Raw genomic sequence first — 23,884 nt, forward strand, 5'->3', positions numbered from 1 at the left:
GTCGGCCGGCGGCACCACCCGGCAGGGCGGCGCCAAGGCCCCCGCCTCGCTGGTGGCCGCCTGGCCGAGCGACATCTCCACCATGGACCCGGGCAACGTCAACACCGACCAGGACAAGGAGCTGGCGATGAACGTCTACCAGACCCTGGTGGGCTACAAGACCTCGGCGCAGGGCGGCCACACGGTCTCCGACGGCCTCGACGCCACCCCGGCGGTCGCCTCCTCCTGGACGCTGTCCGGCGACACCGCCACCTTCACCATCCGGCCGGGCCTGAGGTTCTACCCGAGCGGCAACCCGGTCACCGCCGCCGACGCGGTCTGGTCGCTCCAGCGCGCGCTCCAGCTCAACGGCGCGGTCGAGCTGAACAACAGCGGCGTGTTCACCGCCGACCAGATCACCGCCCCCGACGCCTCCCACGTCGCCATCCGCTACCAGGACGGCGACGGCAAGCCGGTCAACGCCAGCGACGTCAACGTGGCGACACTGCGCACCTGTTGGTACGGCATCGTGGACTCCGTCGCCGCCCGCGCGCACGCCACCGCGAGCGACCCGATCGCCGCCGACTGGCTGAAGGGCAACGCGGCCGGCAGCGGGCCGTACTACGTCAAGAGCCGCCAGGCCGGCCAGTCCCTCGACCTGGCCGCGGTGCCCGGCGCGGCCCTGGACGCGCCCAAGTTCGCCGCGGTGACCCTCCGGGTCGTCAACGACGGCAACGTGGCGGCCCTGCTGCGCGGCGGCAGCGTCAACGTCGCCCAGTACGGCCTGAGCCCGCGCGACACCAACGTGCTGAAGTCGGCCGGCTTCCGGGTCGAGCACGCCGACACCTCCAGCTACCTCTACCTGCAACTCGCCTCCGACGTCGGCCCGTTCAAGGACCCGCTGGTGCGGAAGGCGGTCGCCGAGGCGCTGCCGTACGACGCGCTGGTGAGGAACGTCTACTACGGCCAGGCGTCCCGCGCCGACTCGTACGTCACCGCCGGCGCCCCCGGCTACGCCCCGGCCTGGAAGTCCTACGGCGACCAGGCGAAGGCCACCGCGCTGATGGCGCAGGCCGGCCACCCGAAGATCTCCACCAAGCTCCGCTACCCCAGTGAGAACGCCGACTTCGCCACCGCCGCCCAGCTGATCAAGAGCGCGCTCAAGCCGCTCGGCATCGACGTCACCATCCAGCCGCAGACCTCGGCCGCGCTGATCACCTCCATCATCGGCCGCGCCACCGCCCGGTCCGCCGGCGGTCCCGACGACGGCATGGTGCTGAACACCCTGTCGACGTACGTGGAGGACGCCAAGACCCCGGTCAAGCTGTGGAGCGTGACCGGCGGCGTGGTCAACTTCTCCCGCACCAGCGTCCCGGAGATCGACCGGCTGCAGAACCGGTACGCGATGGCGGCGCCCGGCCCCGCCCGTGACCAGGCGTACCTGCGGATCCAGCAACTCGCCGCACAGGACGCCTCGTTCCTGCCGCTGGTGCTCACCGGCCGCACCCTCGTCGCCGCCTCCGGTGTCACCGGGCTGACCTTCACCCCGGAACCGGTCACCCTCTACTGGACGCTGGAGCCCGCCAAGTGACCGCCGGGCCCGCGGGGGAGCCCGGCGCCGGGTCCGGACCGGAGCCGCTGTGGCACCGGTCGGCCGGGCAGCTCGCCGCCGCCTACGCCGAGGGTTCGGCGACGCCCGCCGACGTGCTGGAGGCGGTGATCGAGCGTGCCGAGCAGGTCGACGAGCGGCTCAACGTCTTCGCCCACCGCGCCTTCGACGAAGCCCGCCGGGCCGCCGCCGCCAGCGGTGAACGGTGGCGGCGCGGCACCCCCGCGGGCCCCTACGACGGCGTGCCCGTCACCGTCAAGGACAACATCCCGGTCGCCGGAATGCCCTGTGCCTGGGGCAGCCGGGTCTTCGCCGCCCGGACGCCCGACCGGGACGAACTGTGCGTGACCCGGCTGCGGGCGGGCGGCTGGGTGATCCTCGGCAAGACCAACGTCTCGGAGTTCACCCTCGGCCTCGGCAACGTCGACACCCTGCTGCACGGCACCACCCGCAACCCGTGGGACCCCCGCCTCACCACCGGCGCCTCCACCGGCGGCGGTGCGGCGGCGGTCGCCGCGGGCGTCGGCCCGGTGGCGCTCGGCACCGACGGCGGCGGCTCCATCCGCTGGCCGGCCGCGTACTGCGGGCTGGTCGGCCTCAAGCCCACCGTGGGCCGGATCGCCCGCCACGACGGTCTGCCGGTGGTGCTGCACGACCTGGAAGTGGTCGCGCCCGCCGCCCGTACCGTCGCCGACCTGGCCGCGCTGCTGGACGCCGTGGCCGGCCCGGACCCGCGCGACCGCGCCTCGCTCGGCGTACCGGACCCGCCCGGGGCCGGCGGCCGGCCGCTGCGGATCAGGCTGGTCGGGCGGTTCGGCGACCATCCGGTGGAGCCGGCCGTGACCGCCTCGCTCACCGCCGCCGCCGACCGGCTCACCGCGCTGGGCCACGTGGTCACGGCGGGCCCGGTCCCCTTCGACTTCGCCCGCTTCGACCGGCACTGGCGGACCATCGGCACCACCGGGCTCGCCTGGCTGCTGCGCGACCACGACGGCTGGCGGCAGCAGGTCGGCGCCATCTACCCGCCGATGGTCGAGCACGGGCGGTCGCTCACCGCGGTCGACTACGTGGCCGCGCTCACCACCTTCCGCGAGTTGTTCGTCCAGCTCGCGGACTTCTTCACCGGCACCGACCTGCTGCTCACCCCGACGGCCGGCGCGATGCCCTGGCCCGCTGACCAGCTCGCACCGCCCTACCAGCGGGTTTTCACCGGCATCGCCAACGCCACCGGAGTCCCCGCGATCACCCTCCCCGGCCCGCCGTCCCCCGACGGCCTGCCCGTCGGCTTCCAGCTCCTCGCCCGCTACGGCGCGGACCGCCTGCTCCTGGACGTCGCCCGCGACTACGAGTCCGGCTTTCCCTGGGCCGACCGCCGGCCCGTCCCCCACCCCCCGAAAGGCGCCTGAGCATGCCCGTCAGGATCACTTCCTTCGACACCGCGTCCCCGGGCGACACCGCCGAACTCTCCTTCCGGCTGGCCGGATACGCTCCGCACCGGATCCGCCGGCTCGCCCTGCTGGTGAAGACCGAAGGCAGCGCCGACGTCAACGACTTCTCCCGTGAACTGGCGTCCTGGCGTGCCCGGGAGGCCGTACTCGCCCACGGGGGGCCGAAGCTGCTCGACCGTACGGTCTTCCTGCACTCGACGGGCGCGGAGGGGGCGATGACGCCGTTCGGATACCTGCTGGTCGACCTGCTGGAGGAGGGCCGGGGGGAGGGGCCGGGACAGGATCCGGACGGCGGGCCGGACGAGGCGGCGGCCGTCCGGCCCGCGGCGGGGGAGAGCGCCGCCGCCGCGGCGGCGGCCGAGGCACCGGGACGAAAGGCAGCCGGCGGCGGCACGCTGGCCCTGGGGGTCGGGCGGAGCCGGACGATCCGCGGCGGGGAGATCGGGTCCGCGCGGCATGTCGGGCTGGCCGAGCAGGCGGTCGCCGAAGCGGCGGCGGACGCCGGACTGGCCCCCGCCGACGTGGCGCTCGCCGTCGTCAAGACCCCGCTGACCGGCCACGACGAACCCGTCCGGGTCACCTCCGCCGAGGCGAAGGCGGTCGGGGCACTCGGCGCGGCGCTCGCGCTGGGCGAGGTGGCCCGCGCCGACGTCGTACCCGCCGCCTTCGGCCGCGACCTGTCGCTCCACTCCGCTCGCACGATGGTCTTCTCCAGCTCGGAGGCGGCCCGCGTCGAAGTCCTGGTGCTCGGCAACCGCCCCGGCGCGGGCGGCGACCTGCGGATAGTCTCCGGCCCGCTGGCCGACGTCCTCGACGCGCCCGGCATCCGCCGCGTCCTCGCCGCCGCGGGCGCCGACCTGACGCCCGACGGCACGGTCCGCGAACCGGCCCGCGTCGCCGCCCTGCTGATCAAGGTCGGCCACCGCCACGACGGCACCCTGCGCGGCGCCCGCACCACCGTCCTGACCAGCCAACTCGACCCCGACAAACACGTCAGGTCGGTGATGAGCGGAGTGGCCGGCTCGGTCCTGGGCACCGGCCGGCTCTTCATCTCCGCCAACTCCGTCCACCAGGCCCCGGACGGCGGCGGCCTGTGCGCGGCGATCACGACCGCGGCGCCGGCCCCGGCCGCGACCCCTGCTCCGGCGGCCGGTGCGGCGGTCGACACGGCAGGCGGCGGGGCGGACGCGGTCTCCGCCGGCGCGGCCCCCGGCGCGGCCGTGACGGGCGGCACCGTATGAGCCTGTCCGCCCTCCCCATGGTTTCCGACGCCGACGTGCGGTCGGTGATCACCGTCGGCGACGCGGTGGAGGTCGTCCAGCGGACCTACGCCGACTTCGGGCAGGCGCGGTTGTCGTTGTCCCGCCCGGCGATCACCCGGATCGGGGACGGCACCCGGGGATTCGGCCTGAAGGGCGCGCTGCTCGACCGGTACGGGGTCGCCGGGGTGCGGGTCACGCCGACGCACGCGAGCGGTGGCAACAGCTGGTGCCTGGTGCTGGAGAGCGAGTCGGGGCGGCCACTGGTCGCGGTCGAGGAGACGTGGCTGCACCGGTTGCGTACGGCGGCCTCCGCCGCGGTGGCCGCGCGGCTGCTGGCGCGGCCGGACAGCCGGGTGCTGACGCTGGTGGGGGCCGGGCGGATCGCCCGCTTCGTACCGGCCGCGTTCGCCGCGGCCTTCGAGCTGACCGAGATCCGGGTGGTGGCCACCAGCGCCGGGAGCGCCGCCTCGTTCGCCGCCGGGCAGTCCGTCCCCGGGGTGACCCTCACCTCGGGGACCGACCTGGACGCCGCCGCTCCCGGCTCGGACGTCGTCGTCGCGATCACCTCCGCGCGGCGGCCGGCGGTCCGGCCGCGCCATCTCCTCCCGGGCGGCACGCTGATCGGGCTGGGCGGCGGCGCGGAGATCGCCGCCGAGGTGCTGACCGCGACGGCCGACCGCTTCTTCGTCGACGACCTCGGCTACGCCCGCGAGACGGGTTCGGTCGCCTCCTGGCTCGGCGGCGGCCTCTCCCCTGACGCCGTGGACGGCCACCTCACCGGCACCCTCCCCGCCGTGGCCGCCGGCCTCCTGCCGGGCCGCGTCGCCCCCGCCGACCGCATCCTCGCCGTGGTCCAGGGCGTCGCCGCCTGCGACGTGGCCCTCGCCTGCCTGACCATGCGCCGCCTGGGTATCGCCTGACCGGCGCGTCGGCGCGCGGGCCCGGCACCGGCATCGCGCGCGGCCCGCGCCTTCGGCCGGGCCTGGGCGGGACCGCGCGGGCCGCGGCGCCGGGGCGGGCACGCCGGTACCGCGCCGGCCCGGCCCGCGCGGGCGGCGCCGTACCGCCGGGGTGGCGCAGAAAACGACGGGCAACGGCACGAATGTGCGTTGCCCGTCCGGCGGGCCGCGGCTGGGTTCTGCTCAGCGATCCGGCGGCACACCGTCGGGTGACCCGCAGCACGTCCGTTCCCGGCCCGCCCGGCGGCGGGAGCGGAGCAGGGCCCCTCGTTCCACCCACGTCGAGGAGTGCCCGGTGCGCCTGTTGCGTTCGCTTGTCGTTCTCGCCCTGACCCCGGCTCTCACGCTGGCGGGAACCGCCGCCGCGAGAGCCGCCTCCCCCTCCGCCTCCCCTTCCGCCGCCGGGTCCGGACCCCGCTCCGCGCCGGCCGGCCGGCCGGTCCCTGATCGGGTCCCGGCCCCTGGCCGCCGCGCCCGCGCCCGTCCGGCAGGCCGCCCGCCCCGGCGGCGTCGTCAACGGCAACCACGTATCCGGCAACTGGTCCGGCTACGCGCGGGGCACCGGCAACGACGGCGTCACAGCGGTGACGTCCAACTGGGTCCAGCCATGGGTGGACTGCCGGCCCGGCGGCGCGTGGCCGTCTGGGTCGGGATCGACAACCTCCAGGGTGCCCTCTTCTTCCCCAGCGTGGAGCAGACCGGCACACCGTCGACTGCCGCAGCGGCACCCCGCACTACCTCGCCTGGTACGCGATGTTCCCGAGCGCGCCGGTCTCCCACGGCGACTACGTCGCACCCATCGCCGCCGCGCCCGACGGCACCTTCGCGGTGGTTTTCCAGGCCGACAGCGGGCAGCTGTGGAAATGCACCCCGCAGACCGGCGGGACACCGCTCGGCTACGCGATGGCGGCGGGCACCGGCCCGAGCATCACCGCCTTGGCCCACGGCGGCTACGAGGTCGCCTTCCAGGCCGGTACCGGGCTGCTGTGGGAGATCGGCGACTACATCAACTTCAACACGCAGCCGGGCATGCGCGCCGGCACCAGCCGGAGCGTCACGGCGGTACCCGGCATCATCCTGCAGGTGGCGTTCCAGGCCAGCTCGGGCATTCTGTGGACCCAGGACCTCGCCCCCGGCGGCGTCTCGCAGGGGCAGGGCATGGCCCTGAACAGCAGCCCGGCGATCGCCACCTGACGCCGGGTCCCCCCACGGGCGGAGGGACAGCGGCCCGGGGCCGGGAGCGCTGAAGTGCTCCCGGCCCCGCCAGGTCGGCGTAAACCGTTCAGCAGTCGGGAACCGCCGGGTCCATGTACGGGGTTCCGACCAGGCTTCCCGAGGTCGCGCCGTTGTTGTAGAAGGCGTCGGCGGAGGCGTAGTAGGTATCGCTCCACGGGTAGGAACCGATGCGGTACCACCAGGTGTTGCCGTCCTGTACGGCGAATCCGGGGAGTTTGCAGGAGACGCGGACCGTGGTGCCGCCGCTCATGACCGGCCCCGGACGACCGCCGGCGTCGGTGTAGTCGGTCCAGGTGTGGGTCTCGCCTCCGGTGGTCTCGTCGCGGCCGGCGGGTGGCGGAGCCGGCGTCGGGGGCGGGGGAGGGGGAGGCGGGGGAGGGGCAGGGGCAGGGGTGGTCGGCGCGGCGGAGGGGCCGGGCGGCTGCGTACCGGGGGTCACGGTGGGCGTTCGGGGCGGTGTCGGGTCGCTGCTCCTGGCGAGCACCGAGAACCCGGATCCCAAACCGCCGGAGTCACCCACCACGTCATCGGCCCACAGGTCGGCCAGCCGCCACCAGATCCCGTAGATCTGCCACGCCTTTCCCACCACCGACGCGGTCTTGAGCCCGGCGAGCGTGGCGGCGAGCTGGTCGACGGGGGCGTGGTCGAGCTTCCCCGCGGCGACCTCCTGCCGGAAGGAGTCCTCCAGGCAGTCGCCGGCCGAGACGATGGTGTCGCGCAGTGCGCCGGCGGAGACGCTCGGGACCCACCCGGCCAGCAGGGAGCCGCACGCGCCGATGTCCGGGACCGCGCCCAGGACCTGGTCGGCGGCGTCGCTGAGGAAGTCGAGGAAGACCGATGCCGCCGTCGGCTTGATGACGAACTGCGCGACGGACGTGGCAGACGTACGGTAGACGCCGACCGACGCCCTGCCGAGCGGCGGAAGATAGAGCTGGTGCGGGCCCATGCGGGAGTCGGCCGCCGCGTACAGCGCCTTGTCCGCGGCGGTGTCGCCGGCCTGGTGCCATCCCCACTTCACCGCCGACCCGTAGCCGAGCACCATTCCGTAGGGGCGGTTGTTGACCAGTTCCACGTCGAGCACGTCGTTCTGCGCGGTGGCGCAGGACCGCACGGCGACCGCGGCGTCGCCGCTGATCCCGGCCAGCGACGCGACCCAGGACGGCGGACCGGACGTGCACGAGGGCGCCGCGGCCCGGCGGCCGACGAGTTGGCCGATGTCCTGGTTGGCGCGGGCGAAGATCCCGGCCCAGTCCCAGGAGAACGGGTTCCACCAGGAGAAGTGCGGAATCTGCGCGACCACCTTTCCGCGCGCCTCGTCGTACGTCGACCGGTACGGGGTCCAGCTGCCCGTGGCCTTGTCGAAGGTGGAGATGCCGTACAGGGCCGCGGGGTCCGCGCCGGGCGGCGGCTTGGGAACGGGGAACTCGAGCGTCAGCAGACCGTGGATCGCGTCGGGCGGGCTCGACACCAACTGCACGGGCGCGGACGTCGGTTTGATGCCGCCCCACGTGCCGTCGGGGGTGCCGGAGTAGGTGGCCCTGACGGTGGCCCCCGGCGTCATCGCCCCCGGCGGAATGATCAGGTCCGCGCCGTTGCCCAGGTCCACGGTCGTGGCCTGGCCGGCCTTGACGCTCACCGGCGCCGGGTCATGTGCCGGGGAGGCCGCGCCGGCGCTGTCGGGCTTCGGTGGACTTCCGCACCCGCCCAGCGTGAGGACCAGTGCCGCGGCCACCCCGGCGGCTGATCCCCACCACCCCCGTCGGGACCCGCGCATGTCCGCTGACATACATCCACCACCCCTGGCTCGCTCTGCGCGCGACCGCGGCAGAGTGCAAGCGTGCCAGCCGATCCGTGCCGGGGCGCGGGGTTTTCCGCGATCTGCGCCGTACACCCGCCCGGCGGGACCTCACGGCTCCCGGACGAGACCGCGGGGAGGCGTACGGCTCGTCGAGTGCCAGGCGGCGAAGGCCAATTCCAGTTGGCCGCCCGGGAGGGCGCACGCGGAGACCTCCGCCGCCTCGCAGTTCAGCCACCGGGGCTCGCTCGCCCGGTCGAACCGCCCGCGGTCCCCGGGGCCGAGCAGCGCGCGCAGCCCCTCGGTGAACAGACCGCCGTGGCCGACCACGACCGCCGCGCCGGCGCCGGGCTCGGACACGACGGCCCGCAGCGCGCCCGCCAGCCGGGCGGTGGCCTCGGTGTGGCTCTCGCCACCGGGGAAGCCGGTCCGGGCGGAGCCCGCGCGCCAGGCTCCGATCACCCGGTCGTAGGCGGCGCGGGCGTCCGGGCGCCCGGAGCCGTCGAGATCGCCCACGTCCAACTCGCGCAGCGCTTCGACGACCCGCACCGCGGTGCCGGGCGGCGCCAGCAGCTCGGCGGTGTGCCGGGCACGCCGCAGCGGCGAGGACCACCACGCCGCGTCGCCGACGCCGGGCAGCGCGCGCAGCAGCCGCCCCATGCCCTCGGCCTGTCCGACACCGTGGGCGGTGAGCCGGAAGTCGGCTTTGCGGTAGGAGAGGATGTGGTGCACGTTCGCCGGGTTCTCCCCGTGCCGCACCAGGTACAGGCGCATGTCGCACCGTCCTCTTCCCGCTCGTGTGATCGCGCGGCCGGGCCGGGAACCGGCCGCCGTTCCTCCCGGCCCGGCCACCCGATCTTCCCGCGGTCAGCCCAGGTGCGCCAGCGCGGCGTCGTTGTCGACCCGGCCCTCGGTCTCCAGCTGGCGGACGGCGTCCTCCAGGAAGAGCACCCCGTAGAGGTAGTGGCCGGCGGCGAGGTCCACCGGGTCGAGCTGGTCCTCGGAGTCCTCGCCGGTGCGCTTCTTGATGTCGGAGAGCCTGCAGGCCGCCTCGCCGAGCAAGTGGAAGGCGTGGCCGAGGAGATAGCGGCTCTCCCACCCGGGGTCGTGCTCGGTCAGCTCCTGGAAGGCGGGCAGACCGCGCATCAGGCCGAGGAGCCGGCGGGCCGCGGCGTCGTAGGACGGGTAGTTGCCGCCGTCGATCGCCACCTGCCATGCGGCGCCCTGGTTGTCCAGCCGGAATCCCTTGCGCAGACCGGCGTCCCAGACGGTGAAGCTGAAGAGAATCTTCGACAGGTCGTACGCCGGGTCCCAGTGGCCGAGCGTGCCGCGCGGGTCGATAATGCGGTACCCGCCGGTGCCGGCGGCGAGCTCCCGGTCATCGGTGACCAGGATGTTGCGCGTGTTGAGGTCGCCGTGCACCGGGTAGTACAGGCGTCTGGCGTCCACGTGGGCGGTGAGCCGCGGATCGTCCAGCAGCGTCTGGGCCAGCTTCAGCGGATTCCGGCACTCCACGCCGTTGACCACGATCGTGTCGGCGTCCACGAGCGCGCCGGGCAGATACCTCTGGAGCAGCCAGAAGCGCCGGACGAGCCGGTCCCCGTGGACGTCCGCGATGTTCCCGGGCCCGGTCTCCTCGTCGCTGTGCAGATAGCCCGCACCGATCAGGTCGGTGAGGATACGGCGCAACTGCGGCGCGTACCGCTTCTCGATGTCCTCGTTGTCGCGCAGCGGCGCGGCGATGTCCCGGTTGGGGTAGTAGGGCATGGTGTACGCCGCCCAGTTGTCGCCGTGGAACTCGTGCGAGAGGTCGGTGTAGACCCCGTGCAGCGCCGGCAGGTCGGTGCGGATCTTCTCGATCTGCCGGATCTTGACCCGGAAGGACTCCAGGTCGTGCCCGTCGACGGCGCCGGGTATGTCGACCAGCAGCTTGAGGACCTGCGGGTCGCGGCCGGGAAGTTCCAGGCGGGACAGCCGCGCCGGAGAACCCCCCTCGGTGAGTTCCTCCGCCAGGCTCCCGCCGAGTCGGCCCGCCAGTTCTTCCAGCAGTGTCTCTTCGACCGCGCCCACGTCTGCCGCGGGCGTCGGCTGGATCTCGTGCTGAGTGCTCATGGGGTGTCAACCTCGCGTAGGCGTACGGAAAGGGAGGAGATCAGCCGGCCAGCGCGGACGCGGACGCGGACGCCGTGCTGGGCAGGGCGGCGTCGGGAAGCGCGGCGGCGTAGTGGTCGATGGAGCGGGCGACCGCGTCCCGGAGCCGGGCGTCGATGTCGATGCCCCGCTTCGCCGCGGCGTTCGCCGCGACCTCCTTGAGCGCGTGGAAACCCTCGGTGGCGAAGGTGTAGTGCCCCGCGATCACCGCTCGGTCGGTGTCGCCCGCGGTGGTCGCCGGGTGCATCCACTTCTCCCAGGAACGGCTGGCGTAGGCCGCTTCGAGGAAGCGCTCGCGCAGGACGGGCAGACCGAGTTCGTCCAGCAGCGCCAGGAAGGCGCGCGTCTCCACGACGCCGAACTCGGGCGCCACGTTCAGCGCGTCCACACCGGCCGCGTTCAGGTAGCTCAACTGCTCGCCGCTGAGGTAGTCGCAGTTGTGCGCCTTCAGGGCGGTGCCGTGCCGGCGGGTGACGCGGACCAGGGAGCGCACCGCGGCCGCGACGGCGAACGGCGCGACGGTGAGCGCGCCCACGTTGCGGGTCTCCATGACCTTCGTCGCCGTCTGCGCGACGATGAAGGTCGGCTGGGGCAGCCCGACGCTCTCCAGCCGGCCCAGCGCGGTGGCCACCTGCTCCTCGAACTCGACGGGGTCGTTGGTGTCGGCGCCCTGGTCCTCGAAGCCGATCTCGAAGAGCGGCTCCTTGCCCAGCGACCTCGCCGTCTCGACGGCCTGGCCGTACAGCTCGACGGCCCGGTCGATGGCGGCCTCCAGCGGGGCGACACCGCCGAGGTCCACGGAGGTGTCGATGTGCAGGAGGTCGAAACCCTGCCGGATGTCGTCCTCGTACGACTGGGCCGCGGACTTCAGTGCCGCGCCGAGGGAGTAGCGCTGGCGCTTCTCCTCCGGGTTCTGGTAGGGGCCGCCGTGGTCCCGGCAGAGCAGCACCAGGCCGTCGGGGTCCTGGGAGTGGACGTAGTCCGCGAACGACTCGGTGGTCCAGCCCTCCACGTAGCCGCCGCCCTGGGCGGCCGTCTCCACCTGGCGGCGGCTGGGGATGAGCATGATCCGGCGCCGGCGCCGGTACGCCACATTGATCGCGGCGTCCACGGCGTTCTTCGACATGGGGCCCACACCCAACCGGGAGGGCACCGGAATTCCTTCAGGACGGGGAGAGTTGCTCACGCTGATTCCTCCGCGCTCGGGAAAGTCGTGCGCACCGCACGGTGTGCGTCACGGACTACGATGACGAAGGGCGCTTTCCTTGCACCTTCCTCCCCCTTTCGCGTAGTTCGGCCACACGGCGGCGGGTTCCGCCGCAGGCGCGGCCTTTCGCGCGGGCGCGCCGCGAAAGGCCGCGGTGACCGCTCCCGCGCGGCTACGTCCGGTCGGGTCCGCAGAACACCGGCAGCACGTACGCGGCGATCTCCTTCAGCGCGTCCTCCACCGGGCGCTCGCTGAACCGGAAGTTGAGCGCGACGTGGGCCACGCCGCACTTCTGCAGGCCGGTCAGGTAGTCGGTGAGCGCGTCCCGTCCGAGCCGGGCGCCGAAGCGGATCGGCCGGACGGGAGCGCCGGGGTCCTCCGCGAGGTCGACGAACATGGTGGTCAGCAGTGGGCGGGGAGTGTCCCCGCACACCTCCAGCCAGCGTTCGGCCACCGGCCGCATGTCGGCGGGCCGCCGGTGATAGGTGAAGTGACCGTCGAGATGGGCCGCCAGCCACTGCGGGGACTGCCGGCCGTGTCCGGCCATCAGCAGCGGAACGGTCGGCTGGGCGGGAGTGGGCAGTACCCGTACGGTGGGCCCGCCGTCCTGCTCCGGCACCGGCCGCCACGCCTCCCGCATGATCCGTACGGCGTCGCGTACCGCCTGGCCGCGCTCGGCGTAGTCCACGCCGAAGGCCGGGTATTCCAAGGGCCGGTCCCCGGAGGCGATGCCGAGGAGCAGCCGGCCGTCGCTGAGCCGGTCGACGCTGGCCGCCATCTTCGCCACGTGCAGCGGGTGGCGCAGGGGCAGGGCGATCGCGGCGGTACCCAGCAGGATCCGGCTGGTGGCCGCCGCGAGATGGCCGAGGTACGGGAAGGGGTCGTACACCTGTCCGGCGTCGCCGAAGCCGGGGTCCCACAGCGGGACGTCGCGCAACCACAGGGCGGTGTACCCGAGGCGGTCCGCGAGCGCGGCGCGTTCGCGGTGGTGGCGCAGGTCGGGTACGCCCGAGGGCCGGCCGGCCGCGCGGGTCCGCTGCCGGCCGGCCGTCGACCAGTCGTTGTCGAGGGGGAGTTCGACGCCGAGGGTGAGGGTTCCCGGCCCGGGGGCCAGGAGGGCGAGGGCGGACCCGCCCCCGGGTGCCGGCCCGCTCATCGGGCTTCGACCGACGGGGAGGCGAGGCCGGCCTCGAGCGCCTGTTCCGGGGCGGCGGGCACCGCGCGGTCGCCCGGTTTGCCGTGGGTGTCGAGCCAGCCGGAGTAGGCCGCGACGGCCAGGCCGACGAAGGACACCACGGCGGCGACCGGGCCCAAGGCGGGCAGTCCGAGGCCGGCCGCGATGACCCGGCCGCCGATGAAGGAGCCGCCGGCGTTGGCCACGTTGAACGCGGAGATGTTGAACGCGCTGGCCACGGCGGGCGCGTCGCTGGCCTTCTGCAGGACCCGGATCTGCAGCGGCGGTACGGTGCCGAACGCCGTGGCGCCCAGCAGGAGTACCGAGACGGCGGCGGCGGCCTTGTTGTGGCTGGTGTAGCCGAACACGAGCAGGACCAGGCTGAGCGCCGCCAGCACCACGTAGATGGTGGGCATCAGGTACCGGTCGGCGGCCTTGCCGGCCAGGAGGTTGCCGAGGAACAGGCCGGTGCCGAAGAGCACCAGCAGCCAGCTCACGGTGGACGGGGCGTAGCCGGTGACGTCGGTGAGCAGCGGTGTGATGAACGTGAAAAGGGTGAAGACGCCGCCGTAGCCGAACACGGTGATGAGCAGGGCCAGCAGTACCTGGCGGCGCTTGAGGACGTTCATCTCGGCGCGGAAGCTGGGCGGGTTCTGCCGCTGGATGGTCGGGACGAGCAGGGCGGTGCCGATGGTGGCCAGCAGCGCGATCACGGTCACCGCCCAGAAGGTCGAGCGCCAGCCGAAGTTCTGGCCGAGAAAGGTACCCAGGGGGACACCGAGCACGTTGGCCACGGTGGACCCGGTGAAGACCATCGCGATGGCGCTGGCCTGCTTTTCCCTGCTGACCAGGTCGGCCGCCACGACCGAGGCGATGCCGAAGAAGGCGCCGTGCGCGCAGGCGGTGAGGAAGCGGGCGGCCATTAGGGTGCCGTAGCTGGGGGCCACGGCGCACAGCAGGTTGCCGACCAGGAAGATGCCGCTCAGCAGCAGGATGGCGTTCTTGCGGGGGAGCCGTCCGAAGAAGGCGGTGAGGACGGGGGCCCCGATGACGACCCCGAGGGCGTAGCCGGTCACGAGTAGCCCGGCGGAGGTGATGCTGACGTGCAGGTCGTCGGCGACGTTGGGCAGCAGGCCCATGATCACGAATTCGGTGGTCCCGATGGCGAACGCGCTCAGCGCGAGCGCGAACAGGGCGATGGGCATCGCGGTGTCCTCTGGTGTCTTGCAGCCGGCGGGCTGCGTCCGGGGCCCGGGTGCGGGAGAGCACGCGGGCCCCAGTAATTATGCACAAGCATAAAGCGCTGATGCATCACATGCTTACACATGTCATGTTGGCGCATGCTATCCTGGTCTGTGGCCCTTGCGCGCTCCCGAGGAGAAGGAGGGAAACAGTGCCGCTCATCAACCAGGTGAGGCCCCTCATCGAGCTGCCGACCGCGCTCGAACACCGGTGGCAGACGCTGCGCCTCCTTGAAGCGCGTATCGAAGAGGCGCTCTCGCGGGCGCTCCAGACGGAGCACCAGCTGTCGGTGACCGAGTACGCCGCGCTGGCCGCGCTCGGCTTCTCCGACGACGGCGGGCACCTCAGACAGCAGTTCCTGGCCGACTCGATCCCGCTCAACCAGAGTTCCGTCAGCCGGCTGGTCGGTCGGCTGGAGAAGCTCGGGCTGACCGAGCGCTACCTGTGCCCGCAGGACCGCCGCGGTGTGTACACCCAGATCAGTGACAAGGGCCGGGAGCGGCTGGCGGCCGCCCGGGAGACCTGGGTCCGCGTGCTGCGGGAGGCACTGGGCCAGGCGGCCGAGGACCCGGAGCTCGCCCCGGCCGCCGTCTGGCTCAGTGAGGAAGCCGGTCTGTCGCAGAGCCGATGAGCCCGAGCAGCTCGGCCGGGCTCGCCACGGTCAGGTCCACGGCGCCGGCCGAGGCCCCCAGACCGTAGCCCGCGATCCCCACCACCCGGGTGCCCGCCGCCCTGGCCGCCCGGACGCCCGCGTCGGCGTCCTCCACCACCAGGCACTCCCCGGGCGGCACCCCCAGCCGCCGCGCCGCCGCCAGATAGCCCTCGGGATGCGGCTTTCCCAGCGTCACGTCGTCGGCCGTGACCAGCACCTCGGGCACCCGGAGCCCGGTCGCCCGCAGCCGGGTCGTCGCGGTGGCGCGGCTTCCGGAGGTCACGATCGCCCACGGAAACCCGGTCAGCTCGGCGAGCAGCGGTACGGCTCCCGGGCACGCGGAGACGCCCGCCAGGTCGGCGGACTGCACTCGTTCGAGTTCACGTCCCTCGGCGTCCGAGTCCAGTTCCGGCGCCAGCAGCGCGACCGTCTCGCTCGCGCGGCGGCCCGGCAGCAGCGGACGCACCGCCTCCCAGGCGATCGCGTGCCGGCCGGCCCAGTCGCGCCACACCCTGTCGATCACCGGCGAGGAGTCCACCAGGACCCCGTCCAGGTCGAACAGGACGGCACGCGCGGTCGTGACCGCGGACATTCCCCCGGGCAGGCCCTCGGGCAGATCAGACACAGACATGCGTTCCCCTCCTTCTCGGCGTGCGTGGCAGTCGGCTGATCGGGCGGGATCCCTGTCAGGCCGCCAGAAGCGTCTGGAACAGGCTCCGCAGCTGGGTTCCCGGTTCCACGCCCAGCTCGGTCGCGAACACCTCGCGGGCGGTGCTGAAGGCGGCGACCGCCTCCGCGCCGCGCCCGTCCGCCTCCAGCGCCTTCATCAGCAGGAACCAGGCGCTCTCGCGGAGCGGGTGGGCCGCGACGATGCGGCGCAGGCTCCGCACCGCGCTGGTGTACTCACCGGCCCGGATCTGCAGTTCGTGCAGTCGCTCGGTCAGATCCAGGTTGTACTCCTGCAGCTGGCGACGTCTGGCGGTGTACACCCGCCCGGTCGGCAGGTCCTCCAGCAGATCGCCCCGCCACAGCGCGATGGCCTCCTCGATGTGCCGGCGCTCCGCGGCGGCGTCCCCGCCGCGCCGACTCGCCTGGGCACTGGCGTACGCGCTGTGGTAGGCGGCCAGATCCACGTACAGCCCACCGCACACCAGGCGGTAGGAGTCGTTCTCGGTGCGGATGACGTCGGTCAGCCGCGGATCGGTCCACGCCAGGAGCCGGCGCAGCCGCGTCATGTGGATGTGCAGGGCGGCCCGTTCGTTGCCGGGGCGGCGGTTGTCCCACAGTTCCTGGATCAACAGCGGCGCGGGTACCCGACGTGGTGCCTCGGCGAGCAGGAGGGCCAGCAACATCCGCTGTCTGAGCGGCGGGACGGGCATGCGCTGCCCGTCGACGGTGACCCCGAACTCCCCGAGAAGGGTCGCCCGGATGAATGCGCCCACGTGATTCCTCGTTTCCTGAAATCCCCGACGGGTTGCGGGGATTTCCCATCCATCTGAGAGGGGGCAGAAGAAGCTACGGCGGATCCGCGCAGCGGATCGGGGCGGAGGTCAACGACATGCCCAGGCGATCCCCTGGCGCAGGAGACGGGCGGCGTCGGGCTGTTGCAGGTCCTTGGGGTAGTGGCCGACGGAGCTGTAGAAGACCCGGCCGGCGCCCCAGGTCCGTACCCAGGCGACCGGCATGCGCGAGCCCGCTATCCACGGCAGGTGCTCCCCGCTGAACTCGGTCTCCGCCAGCACGTGGTTGGTCGGGTCGACATGCATGTAGTACTGCTCGGAGGCGACCGGGAAGTCCGCCACCCGGTCGGTCACCTTGTGCGCGGGATCGACGATCCGCACCGTGTACGGGACCTCGACGCCCTCGCCACCGGGGTGGGAGACGCAGTTGCCGCCGATCAGCTGGTTGTAGCGCAGGCTCGCGCGGAACGAGGCGGCCATGCCGTGCCAGCCGGCCACCCCGGTCCCGTTCTCGACGGCGTGCAGCAGGCTGTCCTCCTGGCGTGTCGTGAGGTTCTCGGTGGTGTGGGCCTGGGTCCAGCCGATGATGATCAGGTCGTAGCCGGTCAGGTCCTGTTCGAGGCGGTAGGGATCGTTGACGGTGTCGACGTCCAGCCCGAGCTCCTTCGTTTCGGTCAGGACCCATTCCGCGACGTCGTAGGGCCGGTGACCGGGCCATCCTCCGTACAGGTACAGGGCGCGCGTCACGACTGCTCCTTCGGGTCAGAGGCCGAGGTTCCGGTAGACGGCCACGACCGGGTTGTCGGCCAGGAAGTAACCGGGTGTGTAGTAACCGGTGGTGGCGAAGTCCAGGGCTCCGTCGCCGTTGAAGTCGGCGACCGCGATCCGGGCCGCGGAGTCCTGCGACACCCGCTTCTTCGTCCACAGGCCCGCGGCCACGTCCACCGCCTTGTAGTAGAAGACGCCCTGCCAGGGCATCGGCCCGCGCAGGGCGACCAGGAACTCGTCCTCTCCGTCGCCGTCGAAGTCGGCGGCCACGACGTGGTGGCCCGGCCCCTCTCCCACGTCGTTCGGGTCGCCGTACACGTCGAGGACGGTCCGCCGCCACATCCCCGCGTCCGGGGACTCCACGTACACCGCGACCGTGTTGCCGTGGAACGGCTCGATCGTCGCCGCGTAGCGCGCGCCCTGGGCGGGCAGTCCGCCCAGCGCGACACTGCTGCTCCCGCGGAACCCCGTCCGGGCCTGCTGGCCGTCCTCCCCGCCGCCGAACCGGCGCGCGGTCCAGGCGTCCGCGCCGCCGTCCCACCCGTAGCTGCTCAGGCCCTCGCGGCTCGCCACGACGAACCTCTCCAGACCCGACCCGGACGTCCCGGCGGGCACGTAGTCGTGCAGGATCCGGAAGGAGGCGTCGTCCACGGCCGCCACCTCCCACTCGGGCGCCGCCAGCACGTCGTCCGGCCGGTTCAGCACGGTCACCACGGCCGGCTGCTCCATGCCGGCGCGTCCGCCGATTCCGCCCACCACCGGCAGGGCGAGGAGCTGGAGCCGCTCCGCGCTGGTGAAGTGCCCCAGCCGCAGGCGGTGCGCGGAGACCAGGCCGCCGATCCGGCGCACCTCCCAGGGGCTGCCGAGCAGGCCGGGGCCCGGGTTGCGCAACCAGGAGATGGATCCGTCGTCGGGCGTGTGCGCGTACATGCTCTTGCCGTAGTCGTGGCACACGGCGAGGTCGAGCGTTCCGTCGCCGGTGATGTCGGCTGCCGCCCAGGCCACCGGCTGACTCATCCGTGCGATGACGTGCGGGGTCCAGCCCGGGTTCTCGTACCAGCGGACCACGCCCTCGGCCAGACCCGACGTCAGCAGCCCCGGACGGCCGGAGCCGTTGAGGTCGACCGCCTGGATCCAATACCCGTCGGTGAGGCCGTCCGCCAGCACTTCGCGCTCGAAGTACGGAACCTGCACTCCGGTTCTCCTCTTGGACATATATGTGCACGAACATAAAATGTCCCAGCAGAGATTACTCGGGGGCGGGCCGCGCGAATATGACTCACCTCACCTAATATCTATATAGACTTATAAGTTGATTTGTGATACAAAGTCGGGGGTCAGGGCATGATCCACCGCGATACGCCGGATCGTGAACGCGTCCCCGCGGTCCGGCGTTCCGGCAGGTCACGGCAATCCCCCGGGTCGTATGCCAGCGGCCCTGCCCGGCGCCCGGCGTCCGGCACCCGTCCGGGCCGCATGCGCGGCCCTGATTGAGCCAATCTCCGGACACCCTTGCCTCGATCTTTCGTGGCGCCCCCGCGCCCCCGCGCCCTCTCCGCGGTGACGGCTCAGGCCGTACGGCCCGGCGGACCGGACCTGCCCGCCGCCCCGCGCCGGCTCGCAGGACCGGGCCACACCTCCATCACCCGCCCGAGCCACCCCACGATCATCAGCGAGAACGCCGAAAGTCGGCGGCCTGCCGGCGGGAGCGTTCGGGTGAGGCGTGCTGGGCGTTGAACAGCAGGACGCTGGCCTGGCCGGCGGAACCCGCCGGGTACGAGGCCGTGGCGGCCGTCAAGGAGAGCTGCCGGGCGGTGGTCATCGCGCCCCCTTCTCGTCGAGGAAGACCTCACCGTAGGCGTCCAGCGCTTGTTGGAGGCGACCTGCGGTCCGGCGGACGAAGGCGGACTCCCCGGCGGAGAGCGGGTCGTCCACGGCGGAGAGGTTCTCGGCTACCTGCTCGGGGCGGGTGAAGCCGACCAGGACGGCCGCGTTGTCCGCCGGCCGGGTCGCGGGTGATCGGGGAGTCCGTACGGGAGGCGAGGTCGGCGCGGTTGGCGGCGATCTGCGCGGCGATGGCGCCGGTGCCCTCGGCCAGTCCCCCGGCCAGGGTGACGATCTCGGCGGTCTTCTGCCGGGCGAAGGCGAGCCAGCGGCGGACCCGCGGGTCGATGTCCTGTTCGGCCGCCGCGTCGAGCGGCACCTACAGGAGGGAGCAGGACGCGGCGACATCGACCCGGCCGGCCAGGCCGGGGAGGGTGGCGAGGACGGACAGCGACTTCTCGTAGCCGTTGATCCAGATGTTGCGGCCGTTGACGACGCCCGCGACGAGCCGCTTGCCGGGCAGGCCGCCGACGGCCGCGAGGTCGTCGAGGTTGGCGGCGGCGGCATCGGTGAAGTCGAGGGCGAGGCCCTCGACCGGGGCCTTCGCCAGGACCGCGAGCGCCTCGCCGAGCCGGTCGAAGTACGAGGCGACGAGCAGCTTGGGCCGGCTGCCGTGGCCGCCGAGCCCGCGGTAAGCGTGGGCGGTGGCGGCCAGCTCGGCCGGAGTGCGGTCCTGGACCAGCGCGGGCTCGTCGAGCTGGACCCACTCGGCGCCGGCGGCCCGCAGGTCGGCGAGCACCTCGGCGTAGACGGGCAGCAGCCGGTCCAGCAGGGTCAGCGGGTCGGAGTCCGGGTCGGCGCCGGGGGCGGGCTTGGCGAGGAGGAGATAGGCGACGGGGCCGACGAGCACCGGGCGGGCGGCATGACCGAGGGCGAGGGCCTCGGTCAGTTCGGCCACCTGCCGGGTCGAGTCGGCGGTGAAGTCGGTGTCGGGGCCGGTTTCGGGGACGAGGTAGTGGTAGTTGGTGTCGAACCACTTGGTCATCTCCAGCGGGGCCGCGTCCTGCGTACCGCGGGCCATCGCGAAGTAGCCGTCCAAGGCGTCCTTCCCGACCGCCGCGCGGTGCCGGGCCGGGATCGCGCCGACCATCACACTGGTGTCCCGCACATGGTCGTAGTACGAGAAGTCGCCGGTCGGCACCTCGTGGACACCGGCGCCCGCCAACTGCTCCCAGTTGGTCCTGCGCAGGCCGGCCGCCGTCTCCCGGAGGGCATCGGCGGTGACACGGCCCTTCCCGTAGCCCTCGACGGCCTTCTTCAGCCCCCGGTTCCGCCCCTGCCGGGGGTAGCCGTACACGGTGGCCCGTGCTGCCGCGGCTGCGGACTTCGCCGTCACGGAAATCTCCTTCGCGAGACATCTCCCTGGATCCCGGGGCGGGACGCGAGCGCGAAGGTATGACGAACCCGACGGAACGGCCGTGCGCCACGCACACGTTCGCCCGTTCGGTGGATACGCCGACCCGCCCACGAGGTCACCGGGACTCCGTACGCGATCGGTCGCGTACGGGCAACGGGCAGGTCTTCGGACTCGCGGGCACGTCCGCCCGAGGCGGACACCTACTGGCCGTCGCTTCCCGGGCCCCACGGGCCCAGTGCGTATGACGGCGGTCGTTCCCCCTCACCGCTGCGGGGCAGTCCCGGAATCCCACCGGGTTCCCTCTTGCGACTCCCCGCCTGGCGGACGGGGTGAACCGGCTGCTCCGCCAGGCTAGGGCGTGTCCGGCTCCCCGGTCACCTCCGCCCGTATCCCGGGACGCGGGTGGGGCCGGCGGGGTGGCCCGGGGCGGCGGGGTGGTCCCGGGCGGCGGCACGCAGCCGCGGGCTCCCGGCGGGGGCAGCCGGCGGGGGCAGCCGGGGTCAGGACCGTCCCTCCGGGAGCCGCACAAGGCGGGAGTAGGCGTGCGCGGTGAAGAAGGCCGGCAGCTCCCTCGCCAGGGCGGTCCGCTCGAACAGCGCGCGGACCTCGCCGAGGTCGACCCCGGGAGACTCCGCGCCGAGCACGGCGAGTTCGGCCGCCAGCACCTCCGCGACCTTCGCCCGGTCGACGACGCGGTGCCGCAGCCACTGCCAGATCTGCGCCCTGGCGATCTCGGCGGTGGCGGCGTCAGCCATCAGCCCGTACAGGGGGACCGCTCCCCGCCCGTCCAGCCAGGCGGCGAAGTAGCGCAGGGCGACCGCGACGGTGGTGCGGACGCCCTCCGCCGAGGGCGGGGCGCCGGCGCGCCGCACCGACAGCAGGTCCGCGGCGGTCACCGCGACGTCGGCGCGGGTGCGTCCGAGCTGGTGCGGACGCTCGCCGAGAACGCCGTCGAAGACCTCCCGGCAGACGGGGACGAGGCCGGGGTGGGCGACCCAGGAGCCGTCGAAGCCGTCCTCGGCCTCGCGTTCCTTGTCCAGCCGCACCTCGGTGAGGGCGGCGCGGTCGGTGTCGACGCTCCCGCCGGGCACATGGGCGGCCATGCCGCCGATGGCGTGGGCGCCGCGCCGGTGGCAGGTGCGGACCAGCAGATCGGTGTAGGCGCGCAGGAACGGCGCGGACATGGTGATCCCGGCGCGGTCGGGCAGCAGGAAGTCCGCCCGGTGGCCGAACGTCTTGATCAGGCTGAAGAGGTAGTCCCAGCGGCCCGCGTTGAGCCCGGAACTGTGCTCGCGGAGCTCGTGGAGGATCTCCTCCATCTCGACGGCCGCGGTGACGGTCTCGATCAGGACGGTGGCCCGCACGGTGCCCCGCGGGATGCCGAGGAGGTCCTGGGCCAGGACGAACACGTCGTTCCACAGCCGTGCCTCGTGGCGGTTCTCCAGCTTCGGCAAGGAGAAGTACGGGCCGCGGCCCGCGTCGATCTGCCGCTGCGCGCAGTGGAAGAAGTACAGCCCGAAGTCCACAAGGGAGGCGGGCGAGGGGCGGCCGTCGACCCGCAGGTGGTCCTCGGCCAGGTGCCAGCCGCGGGGGCGGACGGCGATGGTCGCCGGATGCCCGCCGGGCCGGTACTCCCCGCTCTCCGGCGTGGTGAAGCCGATCCGTTGCCGGACGGCGTCGGCGAGGGTCAGCTGGCCGCCGACGATGTTGTGCCAGGTCGGAGAGGTGGCGTCCTCGAAGTCGGCCGTCCAGACGTTCGCGCCCGAAGTGAGGGCGTCGACGGCCGACCCGCGGTCCGCAGGGCCAATGATCTCCACCCGGCGGTCGACCAGCCCCGGCGCCGGGGCGGCGACCTGCCATGAGCCGTCCGCGCGGACGGCCGCGGTGGTCAGGGGGAAGTCCAGCACGGAGCCCGAGGCCAGCCGGTCCGCCACCCGCCTGCGCTCCTTGAGGACGCGGAGCCGGCGGTGCGCGAAGGCGTCGACGAGGCGGCCGACGAACTCCAGGGCTTCGGGGGTGAGGATCTCGTCGTGGCGGTCGCCGGGCGCGCCGAGGACCTGGACCCGGCCGGTGAGAGCGGTGGTGGACATGGGGGTTCTCCTCAGCGGGAGCGGCCGGAGGCCGGACGGGGGGAGCGGGGGGGCCCGGGCGGATCCCCGGCGCCGGGGGAACGGGGGCGACCCGTCCCCCCGGCGCGGACGCGGGACCGGCCGGGGGAGTGTCGCCGGAGGCGGTGGGCGGTGGGCGGTGGGCGGTGGGCGGTGGGTCGTGGACGGCGGACGGCGGACGGCGCGGTCGGCCGGTCGGGCGGTCCGGCGGCCGGGCGGCCGGGCGGCCGGGCGGGCGGGCGGGCGGCCGGGCGGCCGCGGCCTAGTGGAACTGCTCCTCCTCCGTGGAGCCGGTCAGCGCGGTGGTGGAGGAGGAGGGGTTGACGGCGGTGGACACCAGGTCGAAGTAGCCGGTGCCGACCTCGCGCTGGTGCCTGACCGCGGTGAAGCCCTGCTGCTGCGCGGCGAACTCCTTTTCCTGGAGGTCCACGTACGCGGTCATCCCGTGCTCGGCGTAACCGCGGGCCAGCTCGAACATGCCGTGGTTGAGGGAGTGGAAGCCGGCCAGGGTGATGAACTGGAAGCGGTACCCCATCGCGCCCAGCTCCCGCTGGAACTTCGCGATCTGGTCGTCATCCAGCGCGGCGCGCCAGTTGAAGGACGGCGAGCAGTTGTACGCCAGCATCCGCTCCGGGTGCCGCGCGTGGATCGCCTCGGCGAACCCGCGGGCCTGGGCCAGGTCCGGGGTGCCGGTCTCGACCCAGATGAGGTCGGCGTAGGGGGCGTACGCGAGTCCGCGGGCGATGACGGGCTCCATGCCGCCCCGCACCCGGTAGAAGCCCTCGGCGGTGCGCTCGCCGGTGACGAAGGGGGCGTCCCGCTCGTCGACGTCGCTGGTGAGCAGCGTCGCGGCGAGCGCGTCGGTGCGCGCCACGATCAGCGTCGGCACATCGGCGATGTCGGCCGCCAGCCGGGCCGCGTTGAGGGTGCGGATGTGCTGGCCGGTGGGGACCAGCACCTTGCCTCCGAGGTGGCCGCACTTCTTCTCCGCGGCCAACTGGTCCTCGTAGTGGATGCCGGCGGCGCCCGCGTCGATCATCGCCTTGGTCAGCTCGAAGGCGTTGAGCGGCCCGCCGAAGCCGGCCTCGGCGTCGGCGACGATCGGCGCGAGCCAGTCGGTGGTGTCCCCGGCGCCCTCGGCGGTCGCGATCTGGTCCGCGCGCAGCAGCGCGTTGTTGATCCGGCGGACCACCTGCGGCACCGAGTTGGCCGGGTAGAGCGACTGGTCGGGGTATGTCTGCCCGGCCTGGTTGGCGTCGGCGGCGACCTGCCAGCCGGACAGGTAGATCGCCTGCAGGCCGGCCTTGACCTGCTGCACCGCCTGGCCGCCGGTCAGGGCGCCGAGCGCGTGCACGTAGTCCCGCTCGTGCAGTTGGCGCCACAGGCGCTCGGCGCCGCGCCGGGCCAGGGTGTGCTCCTCGCGGACGCTGCCGGAGAGCCTGACCACGTCCTGCGCGGTGTACGTGCGCTCGATCCCCTTCCAGCGCCGGTCGGTCGCCCACCGCCGGGCCAGGTCCTCGGCTGCTGCTGTCGTCGTCCTCGTCGGTGCCATGAGCGTCTCCCGGGGTGTCGCGGACTGGGCGCGCGAACTGT

At 73.4% G+C, this 23,884-nt stretch carries 18 protein-coding genes, 2 pseudogenes and 1 riboswitch; of the genes and pseudogenes, 6 read left to right on the forward strand and 14 right to left on the reverse strand.

Annotated features, from left to right (window positions below; translation table 11 throughout):
• Positions 1-217: 217 nt before the first annotated feature.
• The 5 genes and pseudogenes from RLT57_RS33530 to RLT57_RS26940 form a co-directional block, all read left to right on the forward strand.
• Positions 218-1,570, forward strand: a pseudogene (locus tag RLT57_RS33530) (ABC transporter substrate-binding protein); the annotation flags it as partial.
• A complete protein-coding gene (locus RLT57_RS26925; RefSeq protein WP_311299835.1) occupies positions 1,567-2,994 on the forward strand; it encodes an amidase in 1,428 nt (475 codons plus the stop codon). The pseudogene RLT57_RS33530 and the gene RLT57_RS26925, both read left to right, overlap by 4 nt.
• 2 nt (positions 2,995-2,996) lie before the next feature.
• The gene (locus RLT57_RS26930) at positions 2,997-4,277 is read left to right on the forward strand and encodes a ring-opening amidohydrolase (protein ID WP_311299836.1); all 1,281 of its coding nucleotides are present in this window, start codon (positions 2,997-2,999) and stop codon (positions 4,275-4,277) included.
• Positions 4,274-5,218: a hypothetical protein gene (locus RLT57_RS26935; protein ID WP_311299837.1), complete on the forward strand. Its 945-nt coding sequence runs from the start codon at positions 4,274-4,276 to the stop codon at positions 5,216-5,218. The genes RLT57_RS26930 and RLT57_RS26935 overlap by 4 nt, the downstream gene beginning before the upstream one ends.
• Positions 5,219-6,010: 792 nt before the next feature.
• Entirely contained in the window at positions 6,011-6,451 is a 441-nt protein-coding gene (locus RLT57_RS26940) for a hypothetical protein (RefSeq protein WP_311299838.1), read from the forward strand.
• 88 nt (positions 6,452-6,539) lie between these two features.
• Here RLT57_RS26940 and RLT57_RS26945 read toward each other — a convergent pair whose 3' ends face one another.
• The 6 genes from RLT57_RS26945 to RLT57_RS26970 all read right to left on the reverse strand — a co-directional run bounded on the left by RLT57_RS26945 (position 6,540) and on the right by RLT57_RS26970 (position 14,025).
• Positions 6,540-8,129 (reverse strand): hypothetical protein, encoded by a 1,590-nt coding sequence (locus RLT57_RS26945; RefSeq protein WP_311299839.1) that lies wholly within the window; start codon positions 8,127-8,129, stop codon positions 6,540-6,542.
• Positions 8,130-8,399: 270 nt separating this feature from the next.
• Positions 8,400-9,062 carry a histidine phosphatase family protein gene (locus RLT57_RS26950; protein WP_311299840.1) on the reverse strand — a complete coding sequence of 221 codons (663 nt, stop codon included), beginning with the start codon at positions 9,060-9,062 and terminating at the stop codon, positions 8,400-8,402.
• A gap of 93 nt (positions 9,063-9,155) precedes the next feature.
• The gene (locus RLT57_RS26955) at positions 9,156-10,400 is read right to left on the reverse strand and encodes a hypothetical protein (RefSeq protein ID WP_311299841.1); all 1,245 of its coding nucleotides are present in this window, start codon (positions 10,398-10,400) and stop codon (positions 9,156-9,158) included.
• A 40-nt stretch (positions 10,401-10,440) separates the two neighbouring features.
• Positions 10,441-11,565, reverse strand: a complete 1,125-nt coding sequence (locus RLT57_RS26960; protein WP_311299842.1) for a class II D-tagatose-bisphosphate aldolase non-catalytic subunit — start codon at positions 11,563-11,565, stop codon at positions 10,441-10,443.
• Positions 11,566-11,818: 253 nt separating this feature from the next.
• Positions 11,819-12,802: an LLM class oxidoreductase gene (locus RLT57_RS26965; protein WP_311299843.1), complete on the reverse strand. Its 984-nt coding sequence runs from the start codon at positions 12,800-12,802 to the stop codon at positions 11,819-11,821.
• Complete coding sequence (locus RLT57_RS26970; protein ID WP_311299844.1) at positions 12,799-14,025, reverse strand: MFS transporter; 1,227 nt, start codon at positions 14,023-14,025, stop codon at positions 12,799-12,801. The genes RLT57_RS26965 and RLT57_RS26970 overlap by 4 nt, the downstream gene beginning before the upstream one ends.
• 188 nt (positions 14,026-14,213) lie before the next feature.
• Here RLT57_RS26970 and RLT57_RS26975 point away from each other — a divergent pair, with 188 nt between their 5' ends.
• Positions 14,214-14,693 (forward strand): MarR family winged helix-turn-helix transcriptional regulator, encoded by a 480-nt coding sequence (locus tag RLT57_RS26975; RefSeq protein WP_311299845.1) that lies wholly within the window; start codon positions 14,214-14,216, stop codon positions 14,691-14,693.
• Here RLT57_RS26975 and RLT57_RS26980 read toward each other — a convergent pair.
• From RLT57_RS26980 to aceA, 8 genes and pseudogenes are all read right to left on the reverse strand, one after another.
• A complete protein-coding gene (locus RLT57_RS26980; RefSeq protein ID WP_311299846.1) occupies positions 14,659-15,345 on the reverse strand; it encodes an HAD-IA family hydrolase in 687 nt (228 codons plus the stop codon). The two genes, RLT57_RS26975 and RLT57_RS26980, sit on opposite strands and share 35 nt — an antisense overlap.
• A gap of 55 nt (positions 15,346-15,400) precedes the next feature.
• Positions 15,401-16,156: an AfsR/SARP family transcriptional regulator gene (locus RLT57_RS26985; protein WP_311299847.1), complete on the reverse strand. Its 756-nt coding sequence runs from the start codon at positions 16,154-16,156 to the stop codon at positions 15,401-15,403.
• A 108-nt stretch (positions 16,157-16,264) separates the two neighbouring features.
• Complete coding sequence (locus RLT57_RS26990; protein WP_311299848.1) at positions 16,265-16,921, reverse strand: ThuA domain-containing protein; 657 nt, start codon at positions 16,919-16,921, stop codon at positions 16,265-16,267.
• 15 nt (positions 16,922-16,936) lie between these two features.
• A complete protein-coding gene (locus tag RLT57_RS26995) occupies positions 16,937-18,136 on the reverse strand; it encodes an FG-GAP repeat domain-containing protein (protein WP_311299849.1) in 1,200 nt (399 codons plus the stop codon).
• Positions 18,137-18,611: 475 nt separating this feature from the next.
• On the reverse strand, positions 18,612-18,764 hold the full coding sequence (locus RLT57_RS27000) for a hypothetical protein (RefSeq protein ID WP_311299850.1): 153 nt from the start codon (positions 18,762-18,764) through the stop codon (positions 18,612-18,614).
• A 173-nt stretch (positions 18,765-18,937) separates the two neighbouring features.
• Positions 18,938-20,162 (reverse strand): annotated as a pseudogene (locus RLT57_RS27005) (5-methyltetrahydropteroyltriglutamate--homocysteine S-methyltransferase); the annotation flags it as partial.
• A gap of 160 nt (positions 20,163-20,322) precedes the next feature.
• Positions 20,323-20,537, reverse strand: a riboswitch (cobalamin riboswitch).
• Between the two features lie 146 nt (positions 20,538-20,683).
• Complete coding sequence (aceB, locus tag RLT57_RS27010) at positions 20,684-22,273, reverse strand: malate synthase A (RefSeq protein WP_311299851.1); 1,590 nt, start codon at positions 22,271-22,273, stop codon at positions 20,684-20,686.
• 280 nt (positions 22,274-22,553) lie between these two features.
• Positions 22,554-23,843: an isocitrate lyase gene (gene aceA, locus RLT57_RS27015; RefSeq protein ID WP_311299852.1), complete on the reverse strand. Its 1,290-nt coding sequence runs from the start codon at positions 23,841-23,843 to the stop codon at positions 22,554-22,556.
• Between the last annotated feature and the right edge of the window lie 41 nt (positions 23,844-23,884).

This window comes from Streptomyces sp. ITFR-21, from assembly GCF_031844685.1.
GTDB lineage: Bacteria > Actinomycetota > Actinomycetes > Streptomycetales > Streptomycetaceae > Actinacidiphila.

Excerpts from the sequence above, each read along its gene's own strand:
- RLT57_RS26965 (WP_311299843.1), bottom strand. The coding sequence starts at position 12,802 with ATGAGCGGGCCGGCACCCGGGGGCGGGTCCGCCCTCGCCCTCCTGGCC.
- aceB (WP_311299851.1), bottom strand. The coding sequence starts at position 22,273 with ATGTCCACCACCGCTCTCACCGGCCGGGTCCAGGTCCTCGGCGCGCCC.
- RLT57_RS26970 (WP_311299844.1), bottom strand. The coding sequence starts at position 14,025 with ATGCCCATCGCCCTGTTCGCGCTCGCGCTGAGCGCGTTCGCCATCGGG.
- RLT57_RS26980 (WP_311299846.1), bottom strand. The coding sequence starts at position 15,345 with ATGTCTGTGTCTGATCTGCCCGAGGGCCTGCCCGGGGGAATGTCCGCG.
- aceA (WP_311299852.1), bottom strand. The coding sequence starts at position 23,843 with ATGGCACCGACGAGGACGACGACAGCAGCAGCCGAGGACCTGGCCCGG.
- RLT57_RS26935 (WP_311299837.1), top strand. The coding sequence starts at position 4,274 with ATGAGCCTGTCCGCCCTCCCCATGGTTTCCGACGCCGACGTGCGGTCG.
- RLT57_RS26950 (WP_311299840.1), bottom strand. The coding sequence starts at position 9,062 with ATGCGCCTGTACCTGGTGCGGCACGGGGAGAACCCGGCGAACGTGCAC.
- RLT57_RS27000 (WP_311299850.1), bottom strand. The coding sequence starts at position 18,764 with ATGACCACCGCCCGGCAGCTCTCCTTGACGGCCGCCACGGCCTCGTAC.
- RLT57_RS26960 (WP_311299842.1), bottom strand. The coding sequence starts at position 11,565 with ATGTCGAAGAACGCCGTGGACGCCGCGATCAATGTGGCGTACCGGCGC.
- RLT57_RS26930 (WP_311299836.1), top strand. The coding sequence starts at position 2,997 with ATGCCCGTCAGGATCACTTCCTTCGACACCGCGTCCCCGGGCGACACC.
- RLT57_RS26955 (WP_311299841.1), bottom strand. The coding sequence starts at position 10,400 with ATGAGCACTCAGCACGAGATCCAGCCGACGCCCGCGGCAGACGTGGGC.
- RLT57_RS26940 (WP_311299838.1), top strand. The coding sequence starts at position 6,011 with ATGTTCCCGAGCGCGCCGGTCTCCCACGGCGACTACGTCGCACCCATC.